This is a genomic window from Terriglobales bacterium (assembly GCA_035764005.1).
In the GTDB taxonomy this organism is placed as follows: domain Bacteria; phylum Acidobacteriota; class Terriglobia; order Terriglobales; family Acidobacteriaceae; genus Gp1-AA112.
In genome coordinates, this window is the sequence record DASTZZ010000005.1 from 1 (window position 1) to 26173 (window position 26173).

20 protein-coding genes and 1 tRNA gene are annotated in these 26173 nt (G+C 56.2%); 13 read left to right on the forward strand and 8 right to left on the reverse strand.

All coding sequences use genetic code 11. From position 1 onward, the window contains the following. Nucleotides 1-753, reverse strand: a 753-nt coding sequence (locus VFU50_00650) for a family 43 glycosylhydrolase (GenBank protein HEU5231337.1), incomplete at its 3' end; no start/stop codon positions are given. A 763-nt stretch (nt 754-1516) separates the two neighbouring features. Continuing rightward, entirely contained in the window at nt 1517-2533 is a 1017-nt protein-coding gene (locus VFU50_00655) for an alpha/beta hydrolase (protein ID HEU5231338.1), read from the reverse strand. Between the two features lie 238 nt (nt 2534-2771). On the opposite strand from VFU50_00655, the gene VFU50_00660 reads away from it, so the two are divergent. Further along, entirely contained in the window at nt 2772-3470 is a 699-nt protein-coding gene (locus VFU50_00660; GenBank protein ID HEU5231339.1) for an SOS response-associated peptidase, read from the forward strand. 218 nt (nt 3471-3688) lie between these two features. Continuing rightward, nucleotides 3689-4822: a phosphatidylserine decarboxylase gene (locus VFU50_00665; protein HEU5231340.1), complete on the forward strand. Its 1134-nt coding sequence runs from the start codon at nt 3689-3691 to the stop codon at nt 4820-4822. Between the two features lie 84 nt (nt 4823-4906). Here VFU50_00665 and VFU50_00670 read toward each other — a convergent pair whose 3' ends face one another. Continuing rightward, nucleotides 4907-5320: a glyoxalase superfamily protein gene (locus VFU50_00670; GenBank protein HEU5231341.1), complete on the reverse strand. Its 414-nt coding sequence runs from the start codon at nt 5318-5320 to the stop codon at nt 4907-4909. Between the two features lie 272 nt (nt 5321-5592). On the opposite strand from VFU50_00670, the gene VFU50_00675 reads away from it, so the two are divergent. After that, a complete protein-coding gene (locus tag VFU50_00675; protein ID HEU5231342.1) occupies nt 5593-8067 on the forward strand; it encodes an ABC transporter permease in 2475 nt (824 codons plus the stop codon). A 36-nt stretch (nt 8068-8103) separates the two neighbouring features. On the opposite strand, the gene VFU50_00680 is transcribed toward VFU50_00675, so the two are convergent. Further along, nucleotides 8104-8442: a hypothetical protein gene (locus VFU50_00680; GenBank protein ID HEU5231343.1), complete on the reverse strand. Its 339-nt coding sequence runs from the start codon at nt 8440-8442 to the stop codon at nt 8104-8106. Nucleotides 8443-8621: 179 nt separating this feature from the next. Then, complete coding sequence (locus VFU50_00685; GenBank protein HEU5231344.1) at nt 8622-9011, reverse strand: response regulator; 390 nt, start codon at nt 9009-9011, stop codon at nt 8622-8624. Between the two features lie 295 nt (nt 9012-9306). Here VFU50_00685 and VFU50_00690 point away from each other — a divergent pair. Continuing rightward, nucleotides 9307-9383, forward strand: a tRNA-Val gene (locus VFU50_00690). Nucleotides 9384-9407: 24 nt separating this feature from the next. Here the strand turns inward: VFU50_00690 and VFU50_00695 are convergent. Both VFU50_00695 and VFU50_00700 read right to left on the reverse strand, forming a co-directional pair. Further along, entirely contained in the window at nt 9408-11873 is a 2466-nt protein-coding gene (locus VFU50_00695; GenBank protein HEU5231345.1) for an ABC transporter permease, read from the reverse strand. A gap of 194 nt (nt 11874-12067) precedes the next feature. After that, nucleotides 12068-12520, reverse strand: a complete 453-nt coding sequence (locus VFU50_00700; protein HEU5231346.1) for a PilZ domain-containing protein — start codon at nt 12518-12520, stop codon at nt 12068-12070. 331 nt (nt 12521-12851) lie between these two features. On the opposite strand from VFU50_00700, the gene VFU50_00705 reads away from it, so the two are divergent. The 4 genes from VFU50_00705 (at nt 12852) to eutC (ending at nt 16784) form a co-directional block, all read left to right on the forward strand. Beyond that, nucleotides 12852-13529 carry a class I SAM-dependent methyltransferase gene (locus VFU50_00705; GenBank protein HEU5231347.1) on the forward strand — a complete coding sequence of 226 codons (678 nt, stop codon included), beginning with the start codon at nt 12852-12854 and terminating at the stop codon, nt 13527-13529. Between the two features lie 153 nt (nt 13530-13682). After that, on the forward strand, nt 13683-14462 hold the full coding sequence (locus tag VFU50_00710) for a DUF2306 domain-containing protein (GenBank protein HEU5231348.1): 780 nt from the start codon (nt 13683-13685) through the stop codon (nt 14460-14462). Beyond that, a complete protein-coding gene (locus VFU50_00715) occupies nt 14446-15813 on the forward strand; it encodes an ethanolamine ammonia-lyase subunit EutB (GenBank protein ID HEU5231349.1) in 1368 nt (455 codons plus the stop codon). The genes VFU50_00710 and VFU50_00715 overlap by 17 nt, the downstream gene beginning before the upstream one ends. A gap of 191 nt (nt 15814-16004) precedes the next feature. Continuing rightward, on the forward strand, nt 16005-16784 hold the full coding sequence (gene eutC / locus VFU50_00720; protein HEU5231350.1) for an ethanolamine ammonia-lyase subunit EutC: 780 nt from the start codon (nt 16005-16007) through the stop codon (nt 16782-16784). Between the two features lie 478 nt (nt 16785-17262). Here eutC and VFU50_00725 read toward each other — a convergent pair whose 3' ends face one another. Beyond that, a complete protein-coding gene (locus VFU50_00725; GenBank protein ID HEU5231351.1) occupies nt 17263-19716 on the reverse strand; it encodes an HD domain-containing phosphohydrolase in 2454 nt (817 codons plus the stop codon). Nucleotides 19717-20068: 352 nt separating this feature from the next. Between VFU50_00725 and VFU50_00730 the strand changes: the two genes are divergently transcribed. The 5 genes from VFU50_00730 (at nt 20069) to VFU50_00750 (ending at nt 26162) form a co-directional block, all read left to right on the forward strand. Beyond that, the gene (locus VFU50_00730; protein ID HEU5231352.1) at nt 20069-21448 is read left to right on the forward strand and encodes a sigma 54-interacting transcriptional regulator; all 1380 of its coding nucleotides are present in this window, start codon (nt 20069-20071) and stop codon (nt 21446-21448) included. 109 nt (nt 21449-21557) lie between these two features. Beyond that, complete coding sequence (locus VFU50_00735) at nt 21558-22508, forward strand: sigma-54 dependent transcriptional regulator (protein ID HEU5231353.1); 951 nt, start codon at nt 21558-21560, stop codon at nt 22506-22508. Nucleotides 22509-22831: 323 nt separating this feature from the next. Continuing rightward, on the forward strand, nt 22832-23701 hold the full coding sequence (locus tag VFU50_00740; protein HEU5231354.1) for an ABC transporter permease: 870 nt from the start codon (nt 22832-22834) through the stop codon (nt 23699-23701). Further along, entirely contained in the window at nt 23698-24501 is an 804-nt protein-coding gene (locus VFU50_00745; protein HEU5231355.1) for an ABC transporter permease, read from the forward strand. The genes VFU50_00740 and VFU50_00745 overlap by 4 nt, the downstream gene beginning before the upstream one ends. Then, the gene (locus tag VFU50_00750; GenBank protein ID HEU5231356.1) at nt 24498-26162 is read left to right on the forward strand and encodes an ABC transporter substrate-binding protein; all 1665 of its coding nucleotides are present in this window, start codon (nt 24498-24500) and stop codon (nt 26160-26162) included. The genes VFU50_00745 and VFU50_00750 overlap by 4 nt, the downstream gene beginning before the upstream one ends. Nucleotides 26163-26173: the final 11 nt, after the last annotated feature.

Here is a 26173-nt window from a genome sequence, read left to right on the forward strand (position 1 = left end):
AGAGATCGTCGTCGACGGACAGTTGGGGCAGGTATGGCCGCCCACCAGGTACCAATATCCTTCGTGCTCGAAAAACCCAATGCCCTCGAAGCTGACGTGCGACATCACACGCACCGCTTCGCCGGTGGTTCCGGTCAGGTCAGGATTCAGCTTCTGCACCCACACGTCCCAGTTGGGGACGCCATTTACTATGTCCGCCATCACATCACTCGCGACATAGGCCGACCCATCGGCTTCGACCATGATGTCCAGGTCATGACTCAGGTACTTACCAGTCGGCTTAATTACGTCGCCCCATGGACCGCCCGGCGAGGTGGACTGCGCAATGTAATAGCCGTGCGGTCCGACAAACCACATCAGGTATCGGTGCCGCGGCGCGCTCCACACCACCTGCGGCTTTTGGTCGCCCACCTGCTTACGGTCGTCCAAGGGGATATAGTCGCGGTCCGCGACGTGCCACCGCACCAGATCAGGCGACGACAAAGACACGATTCCGCACACGGGCTTATCGTTGCGAGCCGCATCCTCAGGCCGGTTACGACCGAACGCCATCGTTCCGCAGCCCCACTCGCGCCCATACATCCAGTACTGGCCTTCAAAGTAGGCAAGATGGGCCTCATGCGCATCGATTGCGTTACCGTCAACGTCGATCGCGGTATTTACCGGACCATACTTGAGAGGAAAACGTGGACTCGCTGGTAAGCCGTCATCGCCGTGAAGCAGATCCGGCGCAAAGTTGTTCAGGACTGCCACGGAGCTGCCTGCGGTCCGTGAGGAAGGATGCCCTTCAATTGTCGTGGCGCTCACCGCTGCGATAACAACTTCACAAATCAGGAGCACCAAACCACTCAGTCTTACTGCGTTTTTGTGTGGAGTCGAGCTTGGGAAAGGCGGCATTTTGGAAACTGTCCCCGTTTAGCTGATTGCGCTGGATGTCGAGCACTCACAGCGTAACCACCAAGTCCCGATGGGTCAACGACGATATGTTTTCATAAGCATGTGGCAAGGCTGGCCGGAGCTTACCGGAAACATGGGGACATCCATGATAAGTACAAGTCAAGGGGAGACGGAGATTCGCCTGCACTTGGGAGTTTCCGAATCGCCGTAAGCGACATGTGAAAGCCCAGGACAAAGTCCTGGGTCAGCAACAAAAACAAATTCGAGTCCCGGAAGGACGGCACCGTTGAAAGCGATGGTTACGAACGATGGATTCCCGTTTTCTGCGATTTGGGATTGTGGATTTGTTCAATCCTACGTTCCGCGGAGGTATCGTCCCTCCGGGACTCATGTTCAAAACCAATCGCACCCAGGACTTTGTCCTGGGCTTTCACATGTCGTGCCTCCGGCACTGGGAAACATGGAAAACCGTGACAGGCGGAACGTATTCTCCTTCATTTTTCCCGATTCAGGAACGTCCTATCTATCCTCATGTTTCTCTGTCTGGTCCCCATGTTTCTCTTTCCCCACCTGCTGCCCAACATCTGCCCGGTTTCGTTAGGCGGGCAATTCCGTCACACTACTTGGCGCGTGGACACAACCACCCGTTCGCGGTCAGCCACTCCAAAATGGGTGTCTGCCATTGGTCGCGTGGCATCAGGAAGAAGCCGTGCTGTCCCTTCTGAAAGAACCGCGCTTCAACGGGTACTCCTGCCCGTCGCAGGGCTTCAAAAAAGACAATGCTGTTGTCCACATCGACGAGTCGATCATCGGCGGCATGGAGTATCAGTGTGGGAGGCGTGTCTTTTGTTACTTGCAGTTCGTTGGAAAACAGCCGGACTTGGTCTTCCGACGGTTCGGGGCCGAGCAGCGCCTTGCGCGAATCCATGTGTGTGATCTTCGCGTCCATGCTGATGACCGGATAGACCACGATGAGGAAGTCGGGGCGCAGGCTGATGTGGTCCGGATTATCAACGTAGGCTTTACTAAAGTGCGTCGCCAAGGTTGACGCTAAATGCCCACCGGCCGAAAATCCGATTGCGCCGATACGTGCCGCATCCAGGTTCCACTCTGTGGCGTGCAGACGGACGAACCGCATCGCCTGTTGCGCGTCCTGAAGCGGTCCAATCGACTTGTCCTGCATGGTCTGATCGCTGGGAATACGGTACTTCACCACAAACGCTGCGATCCCGTGGTCCACGAAGAACTGCGCCTGCTGTGTTCCCTCATAGTCAAACGTAAGCCCGGCATAGCTGCCGCCAGGAAAGATCAACAGGCCGGCTCCGTTGGCTTTCATCTTTGCCGGCAGATAAACCTGGATTTGCGGACGAGACACCTTCCGAATAAACGGGCCGGCTGATTCCTCATCTGGTCCAGGTTTTGAATTCGGAATCGCGCCGTCTCCATAAAGCGGAAAGCTTTGCATGCTCGGCGGAAAAAAGTCGCCCCTTCCGGAGGGAGCGGCGGTTTTCTGCGGCGCTGCCGGCGTCGGCCCTGCGTTTTGACAAAACACCGCTGGGACGAGAGTCGCCAGACCGAGAACCAGCAGCGCACTCACCAATTGCACGGTTTCGTGAGAAGAACGCGGTTTTCGCATACTCACGATCGTAATGGCAAACTCCTGTCGGCGCCGTCTGGGGACTGGGAGAAAGCAAACAAAGCGGGATGGGGAACAGACGGAAGGTTTCTAAACAACTCTGATTTTGCCATAATGGGAACGCTCCGTTAAGTGGCCATCGTTTCTTAATCGGAAAAGGATACGGTTCCGCGTGTCCGCGCTTCCCGCATAAACGTCGCGAGTGAAGGATAGGACACTGCGCTAATATCAAACCCTCATGTGTGGACGGTATCGCTTAACGCGTGCAGACAGACTGGCAGAGAAGTTTGAGGCCGTTTACGGCGGCGATGATCTTGATCTGACGCCGCGCTACAACATCGCGCCTACTCAGCCGGTGCTGGTTGTGCGGGCAAACAATGGCCGGCGGGTGATCTCGTCGATGCGCTGGGGCCTCGTTCCATCCTGGGCGAAGGATGCTTCTGCTGCGCAGATCAACGCCAGAAGCGAAACACTCCTCGAGAAACCGGCTTTCCGCGAAAGCTTTGAGCGGCGTCGCTGCCTCATTCCTGCAGATGGTTTTTACGAATGGAAGCGTACCGCCAGCACGAAGCAGCCGTTTCATTTCGGGATGAACGATGATTCTCTGTTTGCTTTCGCCGGTATATGGGACAGATGGAAGCAGCCGCGCGGCCTGGAAATCGAATCGTGCGCGATTCTGACAACCACTCCGAATGACTTGCTCAGCGAGGTGCACGACCGCATGCCGACGATTCTCAGGCCAGAGCACTACGATACGTGGTTAACCGCTCCCATTTTGGAAATTCAACGTCACATCGAGCTGTTTCGGCCCTTCGAATCTGCTTTGATGAAGCGGACCGCGGTCGGCTCTTTCGTGAACGATCCACAGAACGATTCGCCCGAGTGTGTAAAAGAGGCTCCCGAATTGGAGTCGCTACAGGCTCAACTGTTCGAGTGAGCCTTCGAAGTACGAATTAGTACAACCAGAGCTTACTTGGTTTCGCTTGCGGGACGATTGTGAGTCCGTCCGATGACGTTCGGCGCCGCAGAACAGTTTTTGATGGCTCAAGAATTTGCAGCAGTTGAAGGCCGCAGATAAACTGAACCCCCCAAATTGCTGCTAATGGCGGCTCGCAGCGAAAAAAAATGAACAGCGTCGTCAACTGGAGGTGAGGAATGGGTGTGCTCCTGGGTAATGCGTGGCGGGCAGCCGTGCTTGGAGTCGTTTTCTCCCTTGCCGTCCTGCCATCCATCGCCAGTGGTCAGGCTCCGAAGCGATCGACCGGGCACGTTCCGGTTGTCGAGGATCTAATCCAGCTACTCCAGGCGCGACCAGATTTGCGAGCGGCGCTCGAGGGCGCAATTCGGACCGCTGACCTAAAAGGGTTCGAGAACACGGAAGCGCTTCTCGATCAACTGGACGATATGATCGCCACCGTCCCCAACGCGGAGCAGCACCGTCCGCCTCGGGAACTCGATCTTTACTACATTGTCGATCACGCACCGGAAGATCGGCTGAACCGTGACGCGAGTTTCATCGCCTGGATGAAGAAGTATCTGGAAGCGCGGGGCCAGTTTATGGACACGCCCGCGTCGGCTGCGAAAATCTCCTCCTACAAGGTTCTTGCCGGTTGGCGCCTTGATGACTACATCGCCGACCCAAGCGGCTGGATGACTTTCAACCAGTTCTTCGCTCGTGAAGTGAAGCCAGGCAAGCGGCCGATCGCTGAACCTTACAACGAAAAGGTGATCGTGTCGCCAGCCGACTCGGTTTTCGAGGGTGCGTGGGACATCGATGCGAACTCGAAGGTCACAGTCAAGGGCGTTACGTGGCCGATAGCGAAGCTCCTGGAGGGCAGCCCATACCAGGATGCGTTTGCAAACGGTATCTACACCCACAGTTTCCTGAATGCCAATGACTATCATCGCTATCACGTACCGGTCGCCGGTGAGATCAAGGAGGTCCGCAAGATCCAGGGCCGGGTCTACATGGACATGATCAGGAAGCCGGACGGCAGTCTCCAGGCCGTCGATGGCGATACCTACCAGTACAACCAGGAACGCGGTCTGATCGTCATCGATTCACCCGAAGTGGGCTTGGTCGCCGTGCTACCGATCGGCATGGGGCCCATTTCTTCGGTCAACCTCACACCCGAGGTTGGCGCCAGGCTGCAAAAAGGCGACGAGTTCGGCTACTTCATGTTCGGCGGTTCTGACATGGTGATGCTGTTCCAGAATAAGAAAGTCGTGATCAACGCCGAGGTTGGGAAGAAGTACCTGCAAGGGCAGCGCATCGGAGAGGTCCACTAAGCTCCTATTCTTCCGCGGCGGATGGGCGAGCAATTCTGAAGTGCCATTTTGGGAATGCAAGGGCAGTCTTACTGCGCTGGATGATCACGTTGCATTGCTGGCAATCTCGCCGGATGCAGTGTCGTTCGGATAGTTGAAGAAGAGCTGATTGCCGTCGGGATCGTCGACCACCAGCAGCCTGTAGCCCCACGAACCATCCTTGACGGGAGCGCCCCTGGACTCGAGTTCCGCACGCAGCGCATCCACAGCGGCGGCAGCGGCCTCGCGCGTCGCCGGCTCGACGTTCAGGGAGATGAACATCAGCGCCTTGCCAATCTTCTCCGGCCAGGTGTCGGCGAGGATAAGCGCGCAGCCCTGGCGATCAACCTGTGCGACGTGTGCTCTGCCGTCCTCGTCGTAGCGCCAGGGGCTGGTGAAGCCGAGCCGGTCAACGTAAAAGCGGAGCGACGCCTCGACATCCTTTACATGTAAGACGGGGCGCGCGAACCAGTCTGTCATACGCTATATGTCCTCGATGGAAGATTACTTCTTCCAGGATCAGGCTGAAAACAAGGCATTCACCATTCTGGCTTGGACGGGCGCACGTTCGTTTCCGGACAGATCAGGATCGCGGTGGACACTTCCAAACGCTATTTGTTTCACAAAGTCTTTTCCTTCTTCTTTTTCCTCAATAAGTTACGTGTTGTATTAGGTTGGTAAAAGTCTTGCCCCCAAAGTCTTCATGGGCGGCAGCGGTAGGGGAATGTCTGTGCTGAAGGAAAACGGCTGAGATGGGGGGATTTACGCAGGACCTACGCTATGCGCTGCGTCAGATGCGCAAGAGCCCGGGATTTGCGACGATCGCCATGGTTACGCTTGCGTTGGGAATCGGCGCAAGCACAGCGATGTTCGGCGTGTTGAATGCAGTACTGCTTCGTCCCATTCCATTCGCTGATCCTGACAGTTTGGTAAGAATCTTTTCCACGCAGCGCGGGACCATTTTTGGTCCGTCGCCGATGGATCTGCGCGACTTTGCTGCTCAAAACCACACATTCGAAAAGATGGCTGTCTACGATGTGTGGAGAAAGAACGTCAGCTTCAGCGGTGGGTCGACGGAACCTGAACAAATGCGTGTGGGACTGGTTCCCGGCCAATATTTCGAAGTGCTCGGCATCAAGCCTCTGATGGGCCGGATCTTTAAAGATGAAGAGAACCGTTGGGGAAACAACTTCGTAGCCATCATCAGCTACGACTTCTGGCAGACGCGTTTTCACGGTGACCGCGCGGTCCTTGGCAAAACGATCCGAATCAACGACGAGCCGTACCGCATTATTGGCGTAACGCCGGGTGAAATTCCCGACTACTGGGTTGGGACACCACCTGGCAAAACCGAGCTCTGGACGCCGTTTGTACCTTACGTGAATGGCAACAATACGGTTTGGAAAGAAAGCGCGCGAGGTGACCGTGGCTGGGGCGCGATCGGCCGTCTGAAACCTGGCGTAAGCATTCAGCAGGCGAACGCTGATCTGAACAGAATCGCAAGCAGTCTGGCTGCGCAATATCCGCTTGATCATGATGTTGGAGTAAAGCTGCAGCCGTTGCAGGAAGACCAGGTCCGGAACTTGCGTCCCATGCTGCGAGTTCTGATGGGTGCGGTTCTGCTAATCCTTCTTATTGCCTGCTCCAACGTCGCCAATCTGCTGTTAGCGAGAAATTCCGGGCGCACTCGAGAGATCGCTTTGCGGGCCGCCATGGGAGCAAAACAGCAGGCCCTCATTCGGCAATTCATGGTCGAGAATTTGACTCTCGGATTGCTGGGCGGAGCGCTCGGCTGCGCGCTCGCCTGGTGGGGCTGTGCGATTGTGAGCCGAATTCATCCAGCGCAGCTTCCGCAGCTTGCGGGCGTGAGCATTGATTTTCGCGTCCTCGCGTTTGCTTTCTTCATATCCCTGTTCAGCTGCCTGATCTTCGGCATTGTGCCCGCTTTGGCCAATCTGAAAGTGAGTCCGGCGGAAAGTCTTAAAGAAGCCGGCCGCACCAGCACTACGAGCAGAGGGCGCAAGCGTTTAGGGCGTCTGTTTGTAGCGAGCGAGATTGCATTCGCAGTGATGCTGCTGATCGCCACTGGACTCTTGATTCAGAGCCTCGTTCGATTGCAGAACCAAAACACCGGCTTCCGTCCCGATCATCTGTTACGAACGCATTTGTATCTTCCATTTGTGCGCTATCCCAATACGGGAAGTATTACGCGATTCTGCGACGAATACGCCTCGCGCGTGCGCCAACTGCCGGGCGTGAAGGATGTGACCGTAAGCGCTGCGAGTCCGCCCGACGATCAATGGAAGCAAAACTTCACCATTGATGGCCAGCCTGTGTCGCGGCTCGAGGACACTCCTATCGCCGCGCGCAACGCCACGGATTCTAATTATCTGCGTACGCTCGGAATTCCCGTGATCGAGGGTCGTGATTTTTCGGAGTTCGATACGGAAACCAGTCCCGCTGTGGCTTTGGTAAATCAGGCGTTCGTGAAGAAGTATTTTCCTGGCGAAGATCCCCTTGGCAAACGATTGCGCATCAGTGTGGCGCAGCAGTTAGGGGTAGGACATACTGCCGACGAGGTTTTCACCATTGTCGGCGTGGTAGGAAATACGATGAACCGTGGTCCGGCGCTTCCGCCCATGCCGCACTTCACCACTCTGTTTCGGCAGACGCCCGATCTGAATGTCGGCTTCAAAACGTTGATCGTGCGCACGGCTCTTGATCCCATGCAGTTGGCGCCATCGATCCGGCAGCAGCTTCATTCACTCGATCCCAACTTGCCGTTCGCGGAAGTCGCAACTGTGGATGAGCTGATTCTCGAGCAAACGGCCGATCGACGCTATACCACGGGCCTGCTCGCGCTGTTCGCAGCGTTAGGATTGCTGCTCGCTGGAATTGGCGTGTACGGAGTGGTGTCCTACGTAGTTGCGCAACGGACCGGCGAGATCGGCTTGCGCATGGCGCTAGGCGCGCAACGCGGGGACGTCCTCTGGCTAGTGGTCCGACAGGGAATTGGCATGGCCACAGCAGGTGCTGCAGCGGGGCTTTTTGGCGCTTGGGCGTTCCGAAAAGCGGTTGCGCAACTTGTGTTCGGCATTTCACCCGCGGACCCGATCACTTTTTTTGCCGCAGCAGCTCTTCTGGTTGGTCTCGCGGCCTTCGCATGTCTAGCGCCTGCGCGAAGGGCGATGAAAGTCGATCCTATTGTCGCATTGCGTTACGAATAGATCGCCTAATGACTTTTTTGCTAACCGACAGCTACTTCATTTCGCTGACGTGCCAAAGTATTTATGCGCGATATCTATGACATCTATGTCGGTTAGTACACCATACTCGATGTGCGGCTTCTTTCCCGGTGTGATGAAGTAGTATCCAACCTGCTTTTTTGACGGACGGAATGTGGTCACTGTACTCCCCACTCGAATGCGAAACGAGTGTCGATAAAGCTCATGAAACTCAATCCCTAATTTCTTCACCGGTTTGCGAACGCGGGTTGCATAGAGCTGGAAGTCGGCTAGCGTTTCGTTCGTATCTGGATCTTTCTGCAACTCTGTTTTGGTGACCGGAGGGAAGAACGCGATTATTGTGGGTCCACGCGCCACAATCGCCCGAGGCTCCGTGGCGGACAGCCTTGCTGGTTGCGGGGATAGGATGCACGCGGAAGCACCGGTGAGAATCAGCAGAAGGCGTTTCATATATTGATGTAGCCCAAGGCAGAACTGGCGCAAAAAGCGAAGACCTCCGGAATGCGGAGGCCTCGGCTCGGGGGAGGGCTACAAGCTCAGGAATTTGCTGCAATAGGCTGTTGTTGTTCCACAGCGGGACGCTCACCTAAAAAGAATTTGATTTTTTCAATCAGAGCAGGGAAGAGGTCTTCCTTTTGCAGGCATGCGGCTACATCTTTTCCGCCGTCAATTGGACCATAACCGGTCACGATAATCACGGGAGTGTTGGGACTTTTCTCGCGAACTTTGTGCGCTAATTCGACGCCGTTCATGCCTTCCATGCGGAAGTCGGTGACGAGAATGTCGAAATCCTGTTGATCGAACTTCTCCAGAGCCTCTTTTGCGCTGTACGCGCTGACTGCCTTGTAGCCCTGCATTTCCAGGATCTCGCAGCTCAGCCGCGCCAGGACTTCATGGTCGTCCACGAACAGGATCGCTTTCACCATTGCACCTCTTCCGCGAGCTTACTCTTTGATCGCTGACGCTTAACAAATTCTTTTATGAAATCAGACCGGTAAGGCGGAAAGAAAAGACACACCCCAACTTCTACCGTCGTTAGTTGCGGAAGCTGAACCGAAGGATGCCCGAATTCGGTAATCGATTTCGCGTAAAGCAATCGTTGCTCCGCGGTCATAGGCAAGTCTTTCGTTGTCATGAGCTTGCAGCGCTGGATTTGAAGCTCGCTTGTCGCAGATTGCCGCCGCTTCATCGCTGTGCTACCGTCAAAGGTGCCGCGCCTTCGGGCGGTTAGCTCAGTTGGTTAGAGCGCGTGCCTTACAAGCACGAGGTCGCAGGTTCGAGCCCTGCACTGCCCACCATAGACTTCCCAGAAAGCCTCATTGCTACTCGGCCCGCAGCGCTTGCGTCGGCTCAATCGATGCCGCTCTGCGGGCTGGTATGAATGCGGCTAACATTCCTACTGTTATCAGTACCGCCGACACGCTGATGTACGTGGCCGCATCCATCGGTGAGACTCCATACAGAAAACTCTTCAGTGATTGTTGCGCGGCGAGCGAAGCGAGCAGGCCGACTCCGAGGCCGATTCCGATCAGGGCCAGTCCTCGCTGCAGCATCATGCGCAGGATGAGCGCGCGATCCGCGCCTAATGCCATGCGGATTCCGATCTCGCGCCGACGCTGTCCAACAATTTGCGACAGCACGCCATACAGTCCGGCCAGCACCATCATTATGGCAATCCCTGCAAACGCTGCGACCAAATACAATCCAAGGCGCTGGTTGAAGTCGGCTTCCTCATGGGCGCCTTCCAGCGTCTTTACTTCCTCGAGCGCAAACTCAGGAGCGGCTTCGTGGAAAAGACTGCGCACTGCCGGCGCGATCTCCACATTGCCGTGCGTACGCACAACGTAGTTGGTTTCAGGCGCGACCAGAAAGCCGTAGAAAAATCCCGTAATGGGAATTTGCGAATACGGTAGATCGATCTCGGGCAGAATCGCCGGCCCCAGCTTGGTTTGGACCATGTCGGCTGTTACGCCGACGATGGTGTACGGCTTGATCATGCCTGTATCTTTTCCGCCCAAATCAAGTTGCTTTCCCAGAGGATTCTCATTTCCAAAGTAGCGTCGCGCGAGAGTCTCGTTTATGAGTGCAACGTATGGGCTGCTCGCGCTGTCATCGGTGCTGATCGAGCGTCCGCGAATTACGGGAACCCTCATTACCTGTGTGAATCCCGCACTGATAGCCCGCACAAAGGCGTGACCCTTTTCCGTCTGCTCCTCCGGCCGCCCGACGATGTGAATCGAGGTGTTCATGTCGATTCCTTGGAACGGCACCGAATTTGTGTACGCAGCCGATTCCACTCCCGGCAAATTCTGAATCTTCTCGAGGAGCGGTTCATAAACGCGCAACGCGATTGAGTTTGCCTGGTCGGCTTGTGCCGACGATTTCGTCGCTCCTGTGAAGAAGCCGGCGGCGTTTCCTGGCATCGCTAGAAACTGCGTGACATTCGATTCATCGAAGCCGAGATACATGTGCTGCAGTTTGTAGAGCGTGCGGAACATTAGTCCGCTGGAGATCAGCAACACCACCGACAACGCGACTTCACCGCCGACCATGGCCGCACTCAAACGCGAGCGCTTCGGACCGCTGCTCGTTCCGCGCGATCCTTCCTGCAGTACGGTCTGCGGGTCGGTACGAGTTGCGATCCACGCAGGCACGATCGACGACAGCAGAGTCACAATGGCTGCCACAACCAGCAGAGCCACGAAGATGGTTGCGCGAATGTGAATCTCCTGCGAGCGCGGAATCAAATCGGGAGGCAGCCGGTGGACACCCATCAGCATGAAATGCGCGAGAGCGAGGCCGGCAGCAGCTCCGAAGGCGCAGAGCACTCCGCCTTCGGTCAACATTTGCGCGAAGAGAGCGCGGCGGCTCGCGCCCAGAGCTGTGCGCACCGCCAGTTCCTGACTGCGTGCAAGGCAGCGCGCGAGCAGCAGATTGGAGACGTTGGCGCACGCAATGAGCAACACGAGAATGAGCGCTCCAGTAAGGGCGAGAAACACCGGCTTTATCTGCGCGGTAACCAGGTTCCGTAATGGGATTAACTGGAGTCGCAGGTCCTTGGCTTCCTTCGGATATTTCTGCTGGATGCCGCGTGAGATAGCCGTGAGCTCCGCCTGCGCAGCGTCCGTACTCACTGCCGGCTTCATTTTTCCCAAGACATCAAGGAAGGTCGATCCGCGCTCTTTCATCGCGTCCGGCGGCGGCTGGTACGCGATCCAGATGCCCTTGGAAACATCGCTTTCGCGGAAATTGAAGCCATCAGGGAGAACCCCGACGATCGTGTACGGTTCATCACCTACTTTGAGTTGCTGTCCAACAGCATGCGGATCCGCGGCGAAATGCTCACGCCAGAAAGGCGCACTGAGAATCACAACATTCGGAGCGCCAGGCTGATTGTCTCCCGGAACGAAGCCTCGCCCAAGCATCGGGTTGACGCCAAGTACGTCAAAGATGTTCGCTGTCGCATGGATGGCAAAGACTCCCTCGCTGCTCTCGGAGCTGCGCGCCACCACGAAGTCCGGCAGATAGCCTGCGACAGCGGAAAACTGGCGTGCCTGCTCGCGAACATCGATGAAATTCGGCCAGGATGTGGCCTCGTGGTCCACAGGTCGGATGGCCACAATGCGATCCGCATCGCGATAAGGTAGGGGCCGCAGCAGGACACTGTCGATCACGGTAAACATGGCCGTGTTCGCGCCGATTCCGAGTGCCAGCGTGAGTACCGCAAGGGCGGCGAATCCGGGATTCTTGGCGATCTGCCGCAGAGCGAAACGAAGACTTTGAGCCAAGGGGCAACTCCTGGTCTGGCACTTGCACTCTGCAGGCCATTGTATTCCCTTGGAATTGAAAGGCTTAGGCCGATGCGGCTCCCTGGGTAGTGTTCGCTTGTGAACAGCGTCTGGCGACTACGAACGCCACTCCTTAAGAAAAAACGGCTGCGTGTTGCAGCCGTTTCTCAGCCCCAGCGATGGTCGAATTTCACCTACGCGGCGTTCTCGATGTCCATCATGCGCTCGCGCAGTCCGGCGGTGCGCTCGAACATGCGCTCAACCATTTCCACCGCGTATCCAATGAATGACAGACGCTCGCGCACAAAGCTACGAGGTTGTTGGGGTTTGGGAGGCTTCGCCAACTGATAGCGCGTGAACTGAATCGCAACTCCGATCGCTGCTCCTTCGGCGCTCTCCTCCACGCGCACGACAACTCCTTCGCAGATGATCGTTGTTTTTTCTCCCTGCTCAGGAAGAGAAAAATTCAGCTTTACTTTGTTGCCGATGCCCGGTTTCTTCATGCAGTAGAAAAATGCGCCGAGCATGTTCATGTCGCGCATCAGGGCGGTATGAGGATCGCGTCCCAAATCGGGAAACAATGCGATCGCTCGAATAGGAAGGTGGACTCTCGAACATCTACGTTGCTCTGGGAGGGCACAGCGCATAACATCCAGAGCCCGTTGACTTTGTTGAAAATGCACTTTATTCCTCCAGTTGTGTGGGAGGGCGCACCACGAAAGTTGCAGTTACACGTCCATTTGTAAGTCATTGAATCCAGAGTTGCTGCTGGAGGGGATCTGAAAGGCTACAGTGCAATATTTGCGCTATGGCCGACATTGGCGTGTGAATTTCACCTGCAAAGAGTTGCACATAACTCGGTGCAGAGAAGTCGGAAAACACGCGTTTCGCGCTTAGACTGACATCAGCGAGGCAAGAGTGAATCACTGCAGAAGACACACGCCCTTTACACCATCGAGCCAGCAATTGAGGCGCGTTTTGCTGTTAGTCGCCCTGATCGCACTCGTCGTAGTCTCAGCTCCACGAGCCCGGTCGCAGGAACCCGTTCCAACTCCGCCTGCGACGGTAAAGGCTGATTCCGCTCAGCGCCCAACGAGCACTCCATATACAGGCGATCTTTCCATTTTCGATACTCCGGATCGCGACAAGAAGCTTCAGGTCGAACGCGTGATGGACATCTTGAACATCCATGAAGGTTCAACCGTCGCCGACATCGGAGCCGGCTCAGGATGGTTCACGGTTCGCGCGGCCAAGCGAGTTGGCGATCCCGGCACGGTGTACGCGGTAGACATCAATCCGGAAGCAATCAAATACATCAACGATCGAACCCAGAAGAACGGCATCCACAACGTGCGCACGATCGTCAGCACACCTGATGATCCAAAGCTGCCGGCCAATTCCGTCGATTCGGTTTTGATCCTCAAGACCTACCACGAGGTCGCCGACCCGGTTCGCCTTCTCGAAAACCTGCGCAAGTCGCTACGCACGGGAGCGCGGGTGGGGATCATCGATCGCAATGGGAACGGCGAAGATCATGGCGTCGATAAGAAAGTTGTGGAGCAGGAGGCTGGGCGAGCTGGCTATCGGCTCGCAGGCGATTACGATTTCGTGAAACCAGACCGGGAGGACTATTTCCTGGTACTCGAAGTGAAATAGTCGGTTTCGAGTTTCAGGTTTTGAGTTTCGGGAAAGCACCCTGCACCTGCGGAACGGAGCTTGATACTTCTCGTATCTCTTATAGGCGACGGAATTCTGTCGTGTTGATCACTTGAAACTCGAAACTTGAAACCCGAAACGCCTTTAGCCTTCATGTCTACGACTGCCACTCTCGCTCCTCATCCGAAGCCCGCGCTGAAGCGATTGATGTGGATTGGCATGCTCGTGCTCTGCGTGATCGCGGCTGCTGTCGTCATTCGTCGAATCACTGCTCTTGTGTCTCCGCCGACAAATGTTCCAGCGCAGCTGGCCGGGCTGGATCAGGTATTTGCCAACAAAGAAGCAATTACCCTCACTCACATCATTCCCGGATTGGCATTTGTAATTCTCGTTCCTTTTCAACTCTCGCGCTCATGGCGTAACCGTCACCTGCGCGCGCATCGCTGGATGGGACGTATCGTCATGATTCTCGGCATAATCATCGGTGTATCGGGCCTGGGAATGAGCGTGCGGCCGATCGGAGGCGCCGTTGAAGCTTCCGCGACCATCTTCTTCGATTTCTTTTTTCTGTTCGCTCTCGCGAAGGCTTACCTGCACATTCGTCGGCGGGAGATCGACCTGCATCGCGAATGGGTGATCCGCGCCATGGCGATCGCGCTGGGCATTGCGACCGTGCGTCCCGTTATGGGAGTTTTCTTTGCCACCAGCAGGATTACCGGCCTCACGCCTCACGAGTTCTTTGGCATCGCATTCTGGATTGGCTTCAGCCTCACCTACGTCGCAGGCGAGCTCTGGATTCGATATACGCGCTGGCGCGCGCGGAGTGAATTACCATCAGCACAATCAAGGATTCCTCTATACGCAATGAACTGTCGTTCGCGCGCGATTCGCCGCAAAGAGGCGCCAACAGATTCCGATGAACCGTTTTGCTGATTTGCGTGAGATCTTCGCCAAGGCGAATGAGGTCAAGTCTGGGGACCAGCTTGCCGGCATCGCGGCGGGCAATGAGCAGGAGCGGGTTGCGGCGAAGTGTGCGCTTGCCGATATCACCCTGCAGGAGATTCTTGATCGGCCGCTGCTTGAAGACGATGTCACTCGCCTCATCTACGATGGCTTCGACGAGCAGGCGTTCGCTCCTGTTCGCAGCATGACCGTTGGACAATTTCGGGAATACGTCCTGAGCGACACGACCGGCGAGAGTGAACTGAAGCAGCTTCCATCAGGCATCATTCCCGAAATGGCAGCCGCTGTCGCCAAGATCATGAGCAACAAGGACCTGGTGCTCGCGGCGGCGAAGATTCGCAATGTCAGTCGCTGCCGGAATACCCTCGGCGAACGCGGAGTGCTGGCGATCCGCACCCAGCCCAATCATCCCGCGGATGACATCGGCGGCATTCTGCTCGCTGCCTTCGAAGGACTGCTGTACGGTTGCGGGGATGCCGTGATAGGAGTGAATCCGGCGACGGATTCCGTTGAGACTGTCTCGGCGATTCTGCACGCCTTGCAGCGGCTGGTTGCCGCCTACGAGATTCCAACGCAGACGTGTTGTCTGGCACACATCACTACGCAACTCGCAGCAATGGAGCGCGGCGCGCCAGTTGATCTGCTGTTTCAGTCGATAGCCGGAACGCAGGATGCGAATCGCAGCTTTGGCATCACCCTATCCATGCTGAAAGACGGTCGCGCTCGCGCGTTGGAACATCATCGAGCGCGCCGCGAGGTGCAGTGGCTTGGCGAAAACGTGATGTACTTCGAGACGGGGCAGGGAAGCGCATTGTCAGCCGAAGCGCATCACGGGATCGATCAGCTCACGCTGGAAGCTCGCGCTTACGGAGTCGCGCGGGCTTTTTCGCCGATGCTGGTGAACAGCGTTGTGGGATTTATCGGTCCGGAATATCTTTTCGACGAGCGACAGATTATCCGCGCTGGTCTCGAAGATCATTTCATGGGCAAGCTGTTGGGCCTGCCAATGGGATGCGACGTCTGTTACACCAACCATGCCGAGGCCGACCAGAACTCAGCCGACAATCTGCTGATGTTGCTTACGGCTGCCGGATGTAACTACTTCATGGGAGTACCTTGTTCGGATGACGTGATGTTGAACTATCAGTCCACGAGCTACCACGACGCGCTGGCGATGCGGCGACTCTTTCATCTAAAGCCTGCGCCGGAGTTTCTCGGATGGCTGGAAAGTCGCGGAATTTATCGTGACAACGAACCTGCAGCACTCGATGGATCGTCGCATCGCGAGTTGATGAGCAAGGCCGTTGCTGAACTGGTGTAGTGGAAGGTCAATGTCCCGAACTTACGAAATAGGGACAGAACCGCCGGCGGTAGCCAGCGGGTCGGATGTCGCCGGAAGGCGAACTCCGAATGTGACGATACTGGCAACAATTGCGCAGAAACGCAGCCGCAACACATGCGGCTGCCCCTCCGCCCTCGCGCCGGTTCTGTCTCTGGGCAACTGACAAATTTATGGCGGATTCTCTTCCTGCGATCCTCGACAAAGTTCGAACGCGGACTCCCGCGCGCCTGCTCGCAGGGCGCAGCGGCGGATCGTATCGCACCTCAATGCAGCTGGAGCTGCGCGCTGCGCATGCTGCCGCTCGCGATGCCATGCGTACGGATTTCGATCTCAAAGAGCATGTAGGGACTGAACTAATCGAGCAATACGGGATTTTCGAAGTAACGAGCGAGGCAAGCTCGAAAGATGAATACCTGCTTCGTCCTGATTTGGGAAGACGATTTTCTGAGCAAACGCGAGGGAAGATCGCAGAAGCTTGTCCGCAGTCCCCCGACGTGCAGATCTGCATTGGCGACGGGCTTTCGACGACTGCGGTCGCGGTCCAAGTTCCCGCGCTTCTGCCGCTACTGGTCGATGGTGCTGTAGCTCGGAAATGGAATATGGGCCACACGTTTGCGATCCGATTCTGCCGCGTCGGCATTCTCAATGAGATTGGCGATCTGCTGCGCCCAGGGGTTGTCATCCTGCTGATCGGTGAGCGTCCCGGATTAGCGACAGCCGAGAGTCTTTCCGCCTATATGGCATATCGCCCTCGCGCGGGGCAGACGGATGCCGGTCGCAATCTGATTTCAAATATTCACTCACGTGGCGTATGCGTGGAAGACGCGGCAGTCCGCATTCTTAATTTGGCTGAGCGCATGATGCGGTTGGAATTGAGCGGAGTTCAGTTGCGCGAGGAATTGCCGGGGACTCGAAGTGCAAACCAGTTGTCCCAAATAGGAGACAGGTGATCTCAGCTGCTTTCATGTGCTGACGCAGCAAGAAAATAGAGGGCCGCCCTTAGACTCCGTTTTCTCCGCAAAAGACGCGCGAAAACCTCCGCTCAGGTGACACGGCTGTGGGAAGTGACACGGTTCGGGATAGTGACATGGATTTGATGGGTTAGACGATTTGGAGGTGACACCGTTTTTGAAAGGTGACATGGTTTCGGGAGGTGACACGGTTCTGGGTGGGGGCACGAAATTGGCAGCTTTTCAAAAACGAGAAGAGGCCTGAAAGGCCGAAAGAAGTGCAGCCCAGCGGCGTAAGCCCTGGGTGAACAATCAAAACGGAACCGAGCCCTGAAAGGGCGACATGCGCTATTCCCACTTGGAACACATTTAAACGATTCTGCATTCTCTGCAGAGAGGATTGCCGAAGCTTCTTTTACAAACGAAAACCCCGGCCTTGCGACCGGGGTTTTCTGCGAGGGCCTCGTGCTTAGGGTGCTCAGTTCACCTTTGCGGCTCGAGGAACTTGTTGGGAAATGTCGATTCCGGCGTGGTGCTGTTGCTTCACCACATACATGCGGCGATCGGCTTCGGCGAGCAGTTGCTCGGCGTCGCGTCCGTCTTTTGGATAGAACGCAGCGCCCACGCTCAGCGAAACGATCTCTTCTCCGGTGACTTGCTTTCCCGCATCGATCGCGAGTTGGTTGAAGTAATAGGTTTTCTCCAGACTGTCTTCTGGAGTGAGTCCGGGCGCAACCACGACGAACTCGTCGCCGCCCATGCGGGCAACATAGTCGTACTCGCGGCAGGATTCTTTAAGCTTTTGCGCAAATGCGCGCAGTAGACGATTGCCTTCGAGGTGTCCGAAGCGGTCGTTCACCTGTTTGAAGCCATCGAGATCGCAGACGAGAACTGTTAACGCCTCTTCATGACGGCGGCAGCGCGACATCTCGCGATCCAAGTGCAGGAAGAGCGAGCGCGCATTCGGCAGTCCGGTGAGGTAGTCGGTTGTGGCGGACGTTTCGGCCAGGCGATACTTCAGGGCGTTCTCAATCGAAAGTCCCAATTTGGAAGCGATCGCCAGCAGAATTCGCAGGTGGTCATTGGTGAACGCGTCTTTATCGGCGTGATAGAGAGCAAGTACGCCGAGCACGCCTTGCAAGCCTTCGAGCGGGACAGCTAGCGCCGAACGCAGAGTGCTGAACTTGGTGTCGTCGGCGAGGTATCCCGGCTCGACTGATGGATTGCCATTCACGATAGCCTTGCGGTTCTGCGCAACCCATCCGGAGAGGCCTTGTCCCATCGGAATTTGCAGCGATGAGAACAGGCGGAAGTTGTCGCCGGTGACGAATTCGGGTACGAGACGATCGTCCTTCTTGCAATAGATGGCGATCGAGTCGTACGGAATCAGGCGCTTCAAGCGCACAGAAAGCACGGAAAGCGTTTCGTCGAGCGAGAGCGAGTTGCCGATGGTCTGGCTAAGCTCGAAGAGCATCTGCGCTTCCTGGCGAGCGCTCGCGATTGACGACAAGAACTCGACTTGATGAGCTTTCGCGACCACCGCCTGCTCGTCTGCATCGGCCTCGTTTTGCTCGAGTCCGGCGGCGGGAGCGCCTTTTTCTACACGCACATTGGTCGAGAGCTTTACCAGCGGATGATCTTGATCCTGGGCTTTTCGCTCGAGTTCCTGGTAATACTTTTTGAGAACCGCTACTACAGCAGGATCGAAACTTGCACCTGCTTCGCGCTCGACGTGACGCATAGCGTCTTCGAGCGGAAGCGCACGGCGATATTGACGGTCAGAAGCTAACGCGTCGAGGCAATCGACAGCAGCGAGAATGCGCGCGCCGATGGGAATCTCTTCGCCGCGGAGACCGTATGGGTATCCACTGCCATCCCACTTCTCGTGGTGATAGCGCACGATCGGCACGACTGGATACGGAAACTGTACGCGTTCGAGAATTTCGGCGCCAACGATCGGGTGGATCTTCATCTTCTCGAACTCTTCCGGGGTGAGCTTGCCCGGCTTCGAGATGATGTGCTCAGGAACTGCGAGCTTTCCGATATCGTGCAGCAACGACGCTGCTCGCAGAGCCTCGAGTTCCTCTTCTGAAACTTTCATCTGCTTGGCGACTTCAACCGCGTAGACGCGAACACGCTTCAGATGCTCGTGCGTGGTGTGGTCCTTAGCTTCAATGGCGAGTGCCAGAGCTTCAATGGTTCGGAGGTGGAGTGATGCCATCTCCTCGACGTGGTTCTTCTCGTGCTCGAGCCGTTCGAGGTAGAGGCGATAGGAACGGTAGATCCAGTAAACGGCCGGGAAGGCGAGCAGCGATGTTTCCCAGCCCGCATGCTGGTTGATCAGGTGCGCCAGCCCGGTGAGCGCGGCGCCGAACAGATAGTACGGGAAGCACCAGAAGTAGCATTCTTTCCAGATCTTCTGTACAGACTTGTGTTCGGTGAGCGCGATGACGCCAGCTATCGGAACCGTATTGGCCAGGAAGTAAGTCGATGCCGCGGCAACGAGCGAGAGCGACAGTCCCTGCGCAGATGTGTGCGAAAACCAACGGTTATTTACGTAGGTATACGCGAAGTATGACGCGCCGATGGCAGCCGCGTTTCCGCCTAAGTTGAAAACCAGGTGAACGGGAGTGATTTTGCGCGATTTCCAGAGGCTCTGAGTGATGATCCCTGTGAGGCCGATCAACAACGTCTCTGGAAGATTAAGTTCGACGATGCCTAGCAGCACGAAGAGGAAGTTCACTGACATCGTGCCGTTCACGCCCGGCAGGCTCACTTTGAGGCCCGAGGCTACAGCGGCGATGATGAGATATACCGCCAACCGCAACAGGTCCTGGGAGTGCCAGGTAAGCATTCCGTAGGCGAAGACTGAGGCGCCCAGGAGTGCTACAAATGTGATGAATGCACCAGCCTTAAGTCGGTCTGTTTGCATTGTGTTACCCTCGCATCTGCTCTTTTTGCATTTCGGATTCCAAGTGGCTGTTGGAATCGCTATCAGAGTTTCCTCATTGTTTTCTGCTAGTTACGTGGCATTCTCAAGAAGGTTCAAATCCTTGGGTGACAGCTTGTCGCACTGCGCCAAGCGAATTGAGACAGGATGTCCTAGTGGCTGCGACACGTGGCGCACCCCGGTCTGCCCCAAGATTCGTGCAGCTCGCACCGGTGGAAATTAAGGCTTAAACCGGGGGATTATCAGGCCAAGTACCGCTTTTTATTTGGGTTGCGAGCATCTACGCTGCTGGCCTACACTTCCCGCCCAGAGCGTCCGAAAGGCGTCACCACAGGTGAGTAACGAACCCGTCATTCTCGATTTGCCCGGCGGTCAAGCTGTGTTCCGCAGCGAATCGATGAAGCGGCTCATGCTGATGGTTGAGCGCGTAGCGCGTCATAACGCCGCCGTTCTGATCATCGGCGAGACGGGTACAGGCAAAGAACTGATTGCGCGCGCGTTGCATTTCCATTCGCTACGCGGAGATCAGCCGTGGATCGACGTTAATTGCGGAGCCCTTCCTGAGCATCTCGTTGAAAGCGAACTGTTCGGATACGAGAAAGGCGCATTTAGCGGAGCGGACTCAGGAAAGCCGGGATTTTTCGAGCTCGCGAACAAAGGCACGCTGTTTCTGGATGAGGTTGGCGAGCTTGAGCCGAAGCTGCAGGTCAAGCTGCTTCGCGTGCTGGATGGAGTTCCTTACTACCGCCTGGGGGGAACGAAGAAAGTTGGGGTCGATGTCCGGTTGATTGCTGCGACGAACCGCGAGCTTGATCAGGCGGTCCGCGAAGGCAAGTTCCGAGGCGATCTTTATCACCGCTTGTCGCAATTTCAGCTGCGCGTTCCTCCTCTCCGAGAGCGGAAAGAAGACATCGTTCCCCTTGCCGAACATTTCCTGAAACAAAACTACACCGATGCTCGGCTATCTCCAGCAGCGGCAGCCATGCTTGAGGCTTATCGCTGGCCCGGAAACGTGCGCGAACTCCGCAATCTGATGATGCGAGCCGGCGCTCTCTGTGCAAATGGCATAGTTGAACCGTCGGACTTGCCTGCTGAAGTGGAGCACGGCGAGGCGCAGATGAGTGTTGCCGCAGTCGCCAGTGTTCCGCAAAAGATTGGCTCCATGCCGCAGCGCGTTACTTCCTCAACCGGCAGCAGCGGAGGTGGGCTGCGCGATATCAAACGCCAGCGGATACTCGAAGCCTTGGCACGGCACAAAGGACATCAAGGTTTGGCCTCAGAAGAGCTGGGGATCTCTCGCCGCACTCTAAGCCGGCAACTGAAGCAAATGCGCGAGCAGGCGCAGGAGCAGAATCCCGAACTCGGAGTGCTCAGCCAGCGCCAGCAGAATTATTTCCGCAGCACGCTGGAAGGATCAGTAAAGATCAAGACTGAAGAAGGTAAGGAGTTCACAGCCTCGTGCGCGAACGTGAGCCTGGGGGGTATGGCGATCTATGGCTTGCCGCTCGAAGCGCAGAACGCGATCACGCTGAATCTCACCTTTAAAATCCCCAGCGTGCAGGAACCGATCCAGGCTGAAGCCGAGATTGCGTGGTGCTCGCGTGATGGTCACGCCGGGATTAAGTTCGTGAAGATGGATGAATCGTCTGGTAGCGAGCTCAAACGGTGGATTCTGCAGAAGCAGGTCGAAGAGGGCTGGACTGCCCTAAAGTAACCTCGCATATTGACCCAAGGTAACTGCCTAAGGTCGCAACACCAATGGATTTCCGGTCAGGTGAAAGCTATGTTGAAGGTCGCACTGTTGCGTCACAGTTGCGCGCCCTTTGTCTGCCATTCCCAAATCGGAAAACGTCGGCGGTATTTCGACCATCGTGCACAGCCGCGCGATGGTTCGCCTGCTCGAAACGGCGCAGCGGATCGCAAAATCCAATGTCTCAGTGTTGATCACGGGAGAGACCGGAAGTGGGAAGGAAGTAATTGCCCGCGCGATTCATCAGTATTCCCTGCGCTGCAATCAGCCTTGGGTGGATGTAAATTGTGCCGCGCTGCCGGAGCATCTCGTCGAAAGTGAATTGTTCGGATACGAAAAAGGAGCATTCAGCGGAGCCGAATCGCAGAAGCCCGGATTCTTCGAGTTGGCGCATAAGGGCACTCTATTTCTCGATGAAGTCGGCGAGCTGGAGTCACGTACCCAGGTGAAGCTGTTGCGTGTGTTGGATGGCGCTCCGTATTACCGCGTGGGCGGATTGAAGAAAGTATCAGTGGACGTGCGCATCATTGCCGCGACCAATCGCGATCTGGAAACGAGAGTCTCGCAAGGCGAGTTTCGCAGCGATTTGTTCCATCGACTCAATCAAATCCATTTGCGCGTGCCACCGCTGCGCGAGAGAAAAGAAGATATTGTGCCGCTGGCGAATCACTTCCTACATGGGATGTATCCGCACCTCAACTTTTCCGAAGAAGCCAAGCAGACGCTGGAGAACTATCACTGGAGCGGGAATGTCCGCGAGCTTCGCAATGTGGTCATGACGGCAGCTGTGTTTGCGACCAGCGAGATCGTCAGCGTTCACGAGCTGCCCGCTCACGTTCAACAGTCGCGCCCGCGGCTACAGATCGCCGGCAGTTCGGCACCGCTAGAAAAGATGGAAAAAGATCTAATCTTCGAAGCACTCCGTGGCTCCTCCGGGCATCAGCAAAAGGCCGCAAGAGTGCTGGGCATCTCGCGCCGCACTCTTAGCCGCAAGCTGCGGTCATACTCTTTGCGGAAGGCCTGATTCCCGACGGTACTCGCGATGTTCCCCACGCGTATAAACACTGGACGGCCGAGAATCGGACTGTCATATTCCCACTTAAGAGATACTGCGATCGCGACAGTGTTAGAGCCTGTCATCCTGAGCCCCTCTTTGGGGCGAAGGATCTCCGGCGATGCTTGCGATAGAAATGTCGATGGCGAGGTTCCCCTGCCCATGCCGCCTGGCCTTTCTGGTGGAAAAGCCATGGCTAGAGCAATTGAGTCTGAAATATCGCGGGAGATTCTTCGCCCCAAAGAGGGGCCCAGGATGACGGCTTCTGAGTTCGGTGGGCGTAGGCAAAGTAAATGAGAACCCTTCGCATCATCGGTCGTCATCTGCTGATTATCCTGATCACCGCGCTGGTGGGTGGTCTGCTTGGTGCGACGTTGGTGCGCCTGGCCCCTGGGTTTGGCATTCAGGAAAGCGATCTCAACGCTCAGCTGAGCACGGAAGCGCGAAGGGCCCTGCACCAGGATGATGCGGGCGAGCGCAACGTCATTTCCTATTACGGGCATTACCTTGGCAGTCTCATCCACGGGGATCTCGGATATTCACGCTCCATGGAACGTCCCGTTTCGGAACTGTTTCGAGATCGTTTGCCGGAGACGGTTGAATCCGTAGCGATTGGAGTTGCCGGAGGATGGCTGCTCGGGCTGGCGCTGGCGATTCCGGCAAGCTGGAAGCGAGCGCCTGTTTACAGTGCCGGCGCAACGCTGATCAGCGGAGTTGTTCTCTGCATTCCGTCGGCGGTCTTGGCGTTGATCTTTCTTGTTGTCGGCTCGCCTGGTAAGCTCGCTATCGCTCTTGTCGTTTTTCCAAAAGTATTCCGTTTCTCGCGCAATCTGCTGGTAAAGACCTACACGATGCCGCACGTGCTCACGGCACGAGCGCGTGGGCTGAGCTCGGCTCGCATCTTCGGCTGGCACGTTCTTCCCAATATCGCTGCACCGATGCTCGCGCTGGCGGGCGTGACAGTGAGCATCGCGTTTGCCGCTGCTATTCCAGTAGAGGTTGTTTGTGATTCTCCCGGATTGGGACAGCTCGCCTGGAAGGCGGCCCTGTCGCGAGATGTGCCTCTGCTGGTCAATCTCACGCTCGTAATTGCCATAGTTACGGTTGCGGCGAATTCGTTCTCTGAGCTGCTTTCTCCTGCAGCGACGAGGGATGTCATATGAGCCGCACACGCTGGATCGCCACAAGTGTGCTCATTGCGGTATTCGTGCTCGCTTTATTCGCGAGCGCGTTCGCGCCGGCTCCGTATGCGAAGCAGTTCCGAAACGATACGGACCACCCGCCGTCAAGGCAGTTTCCCCTGGGAACCGACGAACTCGGCCGCGATCGTCTATCGCGTCTTCTCTATGGGATGCGGATTTCGCTTCTGCTCGCTCCCGCTGCAGCGCTGATTTCAACTGCTCTGGCCGCACTGATCGGAGGTGCGGGGGCGTATATCGGAGGCACTTGGGATCGAGCAACGAGCATGTTGATCGATTTATTCCTGAGCCTGCCGTGGCTCTTTCTATTGCTCACGCTTCGCGCACTGCTTCCACTCGACATCCCCGCAGTTACTTCGGTGGTTGTGACTTTTGCGCTGCTCGGCATTCTTGGGTGGGCAGCTTCTGCTCGAATCGTTGCCGCATCTGTGCGCTCAATTCGTACCTCCGAGTTTCTTCTGCAGGCGCGTGCCGCTGGATGCAAGCCTTTTCGCTTACTTTTGCGTCACGTGCTTCCCAACGTGAAGCCGATCTTGTTGGCGCAATTCTGGATTTCCGTACCTCTGTTCATTCTCACCGAAGCCAATTTGGGAATGCTCGGACTGGGGGTGACTGAGCCGCTTCCTTCATGGGGCAATCTGCTGCGCGAACTGGAGAACTACACCGCGCTGCGCCACAGTCCATGGCTTTGGGTTCCGCTGCTTTCTCTCGTGATGGTTGTAAGCCTGTTCCAGTTTGCACTGGAAGCCGAGGAGCGAGCATGAAAGCATCGGGTCATCGCGTGATCGGGTCATCGGGTGAAGTCAATGTGTCGAGATTTCCGATCGTTATCGTTCTGGTAGCAGTTGGGCTACTTTGCTCTTGTAGCAAGAAGACGCAACCTACTAGCGAGCTTCACGTCACCATTAAGACTGATCCCAAAACCCTGAACCCGCTCATGGCAGAGGAGGATGCTTCCGACCGCATTCGCTACTTGACGGGCGGAGTGTTGATCCGCGTGAATCGGAAAGAGCAGGAGAATCAGGGCGAGTTGGCCGAGAGCTGGAACGTCGATGAGGGTGGCCGACGCATCACATTCAATTTGCGTCCTGGAGTGAAGTTTTCTGACGGCAGCGATTTTTCTGCCGATGACGTCGTCGCGACCGTCAAAGCTGCGCTCGACCCGAGCCTGCATTCTCCCAAGGGAGACCCTCTGCGCGCGGGCGGGAAAGCTGACGTGCGCGCGCTCGATCGCAATAGCGTCGTTATCAAATTTGAGCACCCAATCGCAGGTATCGAACGGCTTTTTGACGAAATCGCAATTTCTCCTGCACATATGGCAGGCAAGGCGGATTCGAGTGTCGTTTTGGGACCTTTCAGCGTGGCGGAACAGCGAGCAGGTGAGTATGTTCTGCTGAAGCGCAATCCATACTACTGGAAGAAGGACAGCGCCGGTCATCAGCTTCCATATCTGGATGCGATCCGCATGTATGTGTTGTCCAATCGCGACACCGAGCTAATCCGCTTCCGTCAGGGCGACATCCATCTCATCGATGCTCTCCCGCCCGATTTATACGAGCAGCTTCATAGCGAGGATCCAGGAGCGGCGCGCGATCTTGGGCCATCGGTAGAATCAGAACAATTCTGGTTCAACGAAGTTGCCAAAGCTCCGCTTCCGCCCTACAAGAAAGCATGGTTCCGCTCGCGCAACTTTCGGCGCGCGATTTCCACTGCGATTAACCGTGCCGATCTCGCACGCGTGGCTTTCCGCGGACACGCGACGCCTTCGGTTGGTTTGGTGAGCCCGGCGAACAAGTTCTGGTTCGACAGGAATCTCAAGTCGATTCCCTACGACACGGGTGCGGCATTAGATCTGCTCAAGCAGGATGGCTTTACGAAAACGGGAGCTACGCTGAAGGATCGAAATGGGAATCCCGTGACCTTCTCGCTCATCACGAACGCAGGCAACAAGCCGCGGGAGCGCATGGGGAGTCTCATTCAGCAGGACCTGCAGCAGATTGGGATTACCGTCAATTTCGTTCCGCTCGACTTTCCTTCGATTGCGGAACGGATCATGAAGACGTATGACTACGATGCCTGCATGCTGGGACTTACAAACGTCGATCTCGATCCGAATGGACAGGTCAACGTGTGGATGAGTTCCGCTGATTTACACCAGTGGAATCCTGCGCAAAAGACACCTGAAACTCTGTGGGAGGAGCAGATCGATAAATACCTTCGCGCACAGGCGTCAACGCTGGATCGCAAGCAGCGAAAAGCGGATTTCGATAAAGTTCAGGAGATCGCTGCAGACGAAGATCCTATGCTGTATCTCGTCGATAAAAACGCACTGGTGGCGGTTTCACCGAAGGTAAAGAACGCCGACCCGGTTGTGCTCACGCCACAGACTTACTGGAACGCGGAATATTTGTCGCTGGAGAAGTAGCGAAAGTTTTT